The 6,076-nt window shown below is 73.6% G+C and carries 4 protein-coding genes and 1 pseudogene; all 5 read right to left on the bottom strand.

Annotated features, from left to right (window positions below):
- Positions 1–362: 362 nt before the first annotated feature.
- A complete protein-coding gene (locus MXD58_RS17825) occupies positions 363–767 on the bottom strand; it encodes an SCO2097 family morphological protein (RefSeq protein WP_248840073.1) in 405 nt (134 codons plus the stop codon).
- 147 nt (positions 768–914) lie between these two features.
- Positions 915–2,264 (bottom strand): DNA polymerase IV, encoded by a 1,350-nt coding sequence (gene dinB, locus MXD58_RS17820; RefSeq protein WP_248840074.1) that lies wholly within the window; start codon positions 2,262–2,264, stop codon positions 915–917.
- A gap of 42 nt (positions 2,265–2,306) precedes the next feature.
- Positions 2,307–2,465, bottom strand: a complete 159-nt coding sequence (locus tag MXD58_RS17815) for a hypothetical protein (protein ID WP_248840075.1) — start codon at positions 2,463–2,465, stop codon at positions 2,307–2,309.
- A 90-nt stretch (positions 2,466–2,555) separates the two neighbouring features.
- A complete protein-coding gene (locus tag MXD58_RS17810; protein WP_248840076.1) occupies positions 2,556–5,843 on the bottom strand; it encodes an error-prone DNA polymerase in 3,288 nt (1,095 codons plus the stop codon).
- Positions 5,836–6,076, bottom strand: a pseudogene (locus MXD58_RS17805) (DNA polymerase Y family protein); the annotation flags it as partial. The pseudogene MXD58_RS17805 and the gene MXD58_RS17810, both read right to left, overlap by 8 nt.

The following is a 6,076-nucleotide window of genomic DNA, read 5'->3' as shown; positions in this document are numbered from 1 at the left end:
GGGCGGCGCCGGTACGGCCGCCGACCGGCTCCGCTCGGCCGTCGCCAGCCGGCGCCGTGGTGGCGACGAACCTGCCGGGGACGCGGATCCGAGCGACCGCGGGGCACGGGACCAGGCCGCCGTGGAGCCGCGTGACCGCCAACCGGTCGGTACGGGCTCCCGACCGACCGACCACTAGGCAGCAGCCAAGCGATCTTGCTACCGGCGGGTCGCTGTGAAGGAGCCAGCGTCCGATATCGCCCTCAAGGGCGACCGGGCGCACAGACCTGGGCCCAACGGCTCACCCGCGACGCGCGGTGACAGCCAGCGGGCCGGGAACCGAACGCCGGTAGGTCGGCCGCGGTCAGGAGGTCCGGCTGCGGTCAGGGACGATCTTCCCAGCGCCGTCGCCAGCGCTCCTCGACCCGCTCCATGAACGGCGCCTTCGCGCGGGGACGGGTTTTGCCCCGGCCGCGGCCACCCGGGCGGCCGGCCGTCTCCCGGCCACTGATCCGGCGCAGGTCCGCGGCACCCCGCAACGCCGCGAACAGCATCATCAGGAAGCCAAGGATGCCCAGGATGACGGTGAGGGGCACCTGGTTGAGCACCACACCGACCACCAGGACCACGAGGCCGAGCAGAAAGACGCCAGCGCTGCGGCGCACCCGGCGCAGCAGGTAGGTACGAGGGTCCGTCGACCGCACAGCACTGGCGAACTTCGGATCATCCTCGACGAGAGCGCGCTCGATCTGCTCCAGAAGGCGCTGCTCGTTCTCCGAGAGCGGCATCGACGCTCCTCTCACGACCGCAGGCCCGCGAGGACGGGCCTGACAACCAAGAATAGGCGTGCGCGGGCGAGCGCGGTAGGCAACCCGTCATGCCGGGGTTAACCGCGCCATTCCCCTCACCTCTTCCGGTTCCCACGCCGCACCTGTTCATGCCCTCCCGCCCCCGTTCCCACCCGGGCTGGGCGGCCCACCCTGCTCACGCCAGCCATCCGATTCGTCCCGTTCGCCGGAGCCCCCGTCTCCGCCGGAGTCCCGCCGCCCACCGGCGGCGCGGCGGCCACCCGAGCCGCGCTGGTCGATCAGCGACGCCGGGCCTACCGCGGCGGCACCGAAGCGTGCCCGCGCACGGTCGGCGACCCGCTCGAGTTCCGCCCAGCCCTCGGGCCGATCGCCGAGCAGCAGCTGCCGGGGTCCGACGTCGGCGAGGCTGCCGGCGCGCACGCCCAGCAGGCGCACCGCCATGTCCGCCACGCCCGGTGGCGGCCCACCGCCGGGCGCCCGGTGGCGACCCAGCAGGCCGAGGTCGGTTACCAGGTCGACGGAGGTCGCGTAGATCGTCTGGGAGACATCGGTGGCATCGCGCAGGGTCCGGGATCGGGTGATGGTCTGGAAGTCGGCGAAGCGCACCTTCACCGAGATCGTCCGGGCGGTCCGCCGGCGTTGGCGTAGCTGGGCGGCTACCCGGCCGGACAGGCTCAGCAGTTCCCGGGCGAGCACCGCCGGGTCGCTGACGTCCCTGGCGAAGGTGCGCTCGGCGCCGATGGTGACGTCCGTCCCGGCGGGGTCCACCCGCCGTTCGTCGATCCCCCAGGCAAGCCGGTGCAGGTGCGCGCCGGCCGAGGCGCCGAGGGCGCGGCGCAGCGCGTCGACCGGGGTGTCCGCGATGTCCCCGATCGTGCGCATTCCCAACCGGGTCAGTACCGCCTCGGCGCGGGGGCCGACCCCCCACAGGGCGCCCGTCGGCAGCGGACGAAGGTAAGAGAGCACCTGGTCGGGGGGCACGACCGCCAGCCCGTCCGGCTTGCAGCGGGTGGAGGCGATCTTCGCGACGAACATCGAGGGGGCCACGCCGACCGAGCAGGTGAGGTCCTGCTCGGCGGCGACGCGGTGCCGGATCGCCGCCGCGATCCGCGGCGGCGATCCGAACAGGGCCCGGGCCCCGGCGACGTCGAGAAACGCCTCGTCCACCGACAGCGGCGCCACCAGCGGGGTGAAGTCCCGGAAGATCTTCATGATCTCCACCGAGGCCGCCCGGTAGGCCGCGTGGTCCGGCGGGACGACGACGGCGGCCGGGCACCTCCGCCGGGCCTGACCCATCGGCATCGCGCTGCGGACCCCGAAGGCCCGGGCCTCGTAGGTCGCCGACAGCACGACTCCGCGCTCGCCTCCGGCCACGATCATCGGCCGGCCGCGCAGCTCCGGCCGCCGCCGCAGCTCCACCGAGGCGAAGAACGCGTCCATGTCGACATGCAGAATCGCCGCGCTTTCAGCGGCCATCGACGCCCGCCCTGCCGAGCCGCCGCGGGCGCGTCCCGCGGGTCAGCGGCCCACTACGAGACCAATGGCGAGGCCGACGGCCAGCCCGCCGGCCGTGAGTCTCAGGATCCGCCGCAGCAGGGCGTTGCGGCTGGCCGCGGCGAACGGCGTGGGCCGCCGGTGGACGCCGGGGCGGTGGGTCCCGGAAGCACGCGGAGACATCGATGATCACCTGCTTCGTCACCTACAGCACCTCAAGAGATAACCGATAGTGAACGACCATCACGCTGCGTGCAACAGCATGGGGTGAGATCATCGGAAGTCCCGGGATCGCTGGTGGACGGCAACCGGCAGCGCCCACATCCGCTCGGCGATCACGTTGGTCGCGCCCTCGGCCCGTTCGAGGCGCCCTCGGATGACGAGGGCGGTCGCCGTCCTGGCAACCACCCGGTGGCGGGCCCAGAGTCCCGGCGAGCAGATCACGTTCACCAGACCCGTCTCGTCCTCCAGGTTGACGAAGGTGACGCCGCCCGCGGTCGCTGGACGCTGACGATGGGTGACGATCCCGGCGACCAGCACCCGGCGTCCCGTGTCGGCGGCGGAGAGCCCGGCGGCGGTCGTCACCCCCCGCTCGCGCAGCCGTTCCCGCAGGAAACGGGTCGGATACCCGTCGGGGGTGATCCCGGTCGCCCAGAGGTCAGCCACCGACTCCTCGACCTCGGTCATCCCGGGCAGGTGCGGGGCGACCGCGGTGATATCCGCACCGAAGACCATCCCGTCGAGGCGGTCCGGGCGAGCCTGGGCGACCGCGCCCGCCGCCCACAGCGCCTCCCGCCGGGCCAGCCCGAAGCAGCCGAACGCCCCGGCGGTGGCCAAGGCCTCGACCTGGTCGACGGACAGGCCGACCCGGCGGACAAGGTCGGCCATGTCGGTGAAGGGAGCCCCGGCCGTCCGCGCGTCGACGATGCGGCGGGCGAGGTCCTCCCCCACGCGGCGGACCCCGGCCAGCCCGAGCCGGACCCGCGGGTGCGAAGCGCCGCCCGCGACCAGACTGGCCGGGGCCGCGGAGGCGTTGACGTCCGGGCGCAGCACCTCGACCCCGTGCCGGCGGGCGTCGGCCACGAGGCTCTGCGGCGAGTAGAACCCCATCGGCTGCGCGTTGAGCAGCGCGGCGCAGAACACCGCCGGGTAGTAGAGCTTGATCCACGAACTGGCGTACACCAGGAACGCGAAGCTCACCGAGTGGCTCTCGGGGAACCCGAAGTTCGCGAAGGCGGACAGCTTCGCGAACAGGTCGTCGGCCAGTTCGCCGGTGATGCCGCTGGTCGCCATCCCGGCGTAGAGCCGTTCCCGCAGCCGCTCGATGCGTTCCGCGGACCGCTTGGAGCCCATCGCCCGGCGCAGCTCGTCCGCCTCGGCCGCGGAGAACCCGGCGATGTCGATCGCCATCTGCATGAGCTGCTCCTGGAACAGCGGGATGCCCAGGGTCTTCGCCAGTGACCGGCGCAGCAGCGGATGCGGGTAGGTCACCTCCTCCACCCCGTTGCGGCGGCGGATGTAGGGGTGGACCGAACCGCCCTGGATGGGGCCGGGCCGGATCAGCGCGACCTCGATCACCAGGTCGTAGAAGCGCCGGGGCCGCAGCCGGGGCAGCGTGGCCATCTGCGCGCGGCTCTCCACCTGGAACACGCCGATGGAGTCGGCCGCGCAGAGCATGTCGTAGACGGCGGGGTCCTCCGGGGGGATCAGCGACAGGTCGAGATCGTGACCGTGGTGCTCACGGACAAGGTCGAACGCCTTGTTCAGCATCGCGAGCATGCCGAGCCCGAGCAGGTCGAACTTCACCAGGCCGGCGGACGCACAGTCGTCCTTGTCCCACTGGATCACCGTCCGCCCGGGCATGCGGGCCCATTCCACCGGGACCACCTCCCCCACCGGCCGGTCGCAGATCACCATGCCGCCGGAATGGATGCCCAGGTGCCGGGGGAAGCCCAGCAGCTGCTCGGACAGCTGGGTTACCGCGGGTGGGATGTCGTGCTCCGCGCCGCTCGCGGCGGCGCCCGGCAGCGACCACCGGTCAAGCTGGCGGGACCAGGCATCCTGCTGGCCCGGGGAGAAGCCGAGCGCCCTGGCGACGTCGCGGACCGCCGACCGGGGCCGGTAGGTGATCACGTTGGCCACCTGGGCGGCCCGGTCCCGCCCGTAGCGCCGATAGACGTACTGGATCACTTCCTCGCGACGCCCGGACTCGATGTCGAGGTCGATGTCGGGCGGCCCGTCCCGCTCCGGCGCGAGAAAACGCTCGAACAGCAGACCGAAGGAGACCGCGTCGACCCCGGTGATGCCCAGGGCGTAGCAGACGGCCGAGTTCGCCGCGGATCCCCGTCCCTGGCAGAGGATCCGGTGCCGGCGACAGAATTCGACGATGTCGTGAACGATGAGGAAGTAGCCGGGGAAGCCGAGCTGCTCGATCATCGCCAGCTCGTGGGCGAGCTGGTCGTAGGCGCCGGCGACCCGTTCCCGCCCGGTCGGACCGTACCGACGCGCCGCTCCCTGCATGGTGAGCAGCCGCAGCCAGCTCGTCTCGGTGTGCCCCGGCGGGACGGGGAAGTCGGGCAGCCTCGGCGCGACCAGGCGCAGGTCGAAGGAGCACCGCGCGCCGATCCTCGCGGCCTGCTCCACCGCGCCGGGATAGCGGGTGAACCGGGACGTCATCTCCGCCCCGGAACGCAGGTGGGCGGTGCCCGCGGCCGGCAGCCACCCGTCCATCTCCTCCAGGCCGCGCCGCGCCCGCACCGCGGCCATCGCCGCCGCGAGCCGGGCGGCACCGGGCGCGGCGTAATGGACGTTGCCGGTCGCCACCAGTGGCAGCCCGGCGGCGCGGGCCAACTCGGCGAGGGCGTCGTTGCGGGCCGCGTCCAGCGGATGCGAATGATCGGTGATCTCCACCGCCACGTTGTCGGGCCCGAACAGCTCCGCCAGGCCCGCCAGGGCGGCCCCGGCGGCCGCCGTGCCGTCGCGGGCGAGGGCCCGGGGAACCGTGCCCTTGCGGCATCCGGTGAGCACCTGCCAGTGCCCCCCGGCCGCCCGCGCGCAGGACTCCAGGTCGGCCACCAGCCGCCCCTTCTCCCCGCCGGCCAGGTGGGCGTCGGACAACAGCCGCGACAGCCGCCGGTAGCCCTCGGGATCACGGGCGAGGACGAGCAGATGCTCGCCGCCCGGATCAGTCTCGCCCGCGCGGGCGCCCGGTGCGCCGAGGGAGATCTCCGCGCCGAACACCGTCCGCAGCCCCACCTCACGGGCGGCCTCCGCGAACCGGACGATGCCGTAGAGCCCGTCGTGATCGGTGAGGGCGAGAGCCGACAGCCCCAGGCGCACCGCCTCCTCCACGAGGTCCTCCGGCTGGCTGGCGCCGTCCAGGAAACTGAACGCGGAATGGCAGTGCAGCTCCGCGTAGGGCACCGTCTCGCCCGGCACCGGGCGTGGCAGCGCCGGTGGGCGGTAGGGAGCACGTCGGCGCGACCAGGCGGGGCCGTCCCCACCGTCGCCGACAGGGGCCGGTGGGCCCACCGGCCCCCGCGGCGTCACCGGATCAGTCATAGGACGCCTCCACCCACCAGCGCCCGCTCGCGACCGCGAGCAGATACGCCTGTCCCTCCTCGACGCCGAGCTGGAAACGGGCGCGGCGCCGGGCGTCGGCCTCCCACCAGCGTTCGTCGACCGGCCACGGCCCCGTCCAGCCGGTCACCGCCATCGGCGCGCCCGGACCGATCGCCAGCCGCACGGGCGGCGCCGTGAGCGCGCACCGGGCGCTGACCCCCACCGGCTCCCCC

This window comes from Frankia sp. AgKG'84/4 (assembly GCF_023242965.2).
In the GTDB taxonomy this organism is placed as follows: domain Bacteria; phylum Actinomycetota; class Actinomycetes; order Frankiales; family Frankiaceae; genus Frankia.
The sequence above is the reverse complement of the archived record's forward strand: the minus strand, read 5'-3'. Positions and strand labels throughout refer to the sequence as shown.

Bases quoted from the DNA above. Each gene is read 5' to 3' on its own strand.
- MXD58_RS17815 (WP_248840075.1), bottom strand. From the start codon at position 2,465: ATGTCTCCGCGTGCTTCCGGGACCCACCGCCCCGGCGTCCACCGGCGG.
- MXD58_RS17825 (WP_248840073.1), bottom strand. From the start codon at position 767: ATGCCGCTCTCGGAGAACGAGCAGCGCCTTCTGGAGCAGATCGAGCGC.
- dinB (WP_248840074.1), bottom strand. From the start codon at position 2,264: ATGGCCGCTGAAAGCGCGGCGATTCTGCATGTCGACATGGACGCGTTC.
- MXD58_RS17810 (WP_248840076.1), bottom strand. From the start codon at position 5,843: ATGACTGATCCGGTGACGCCGCGGGGGCCGGTGGGCCCACCGGCCCCT.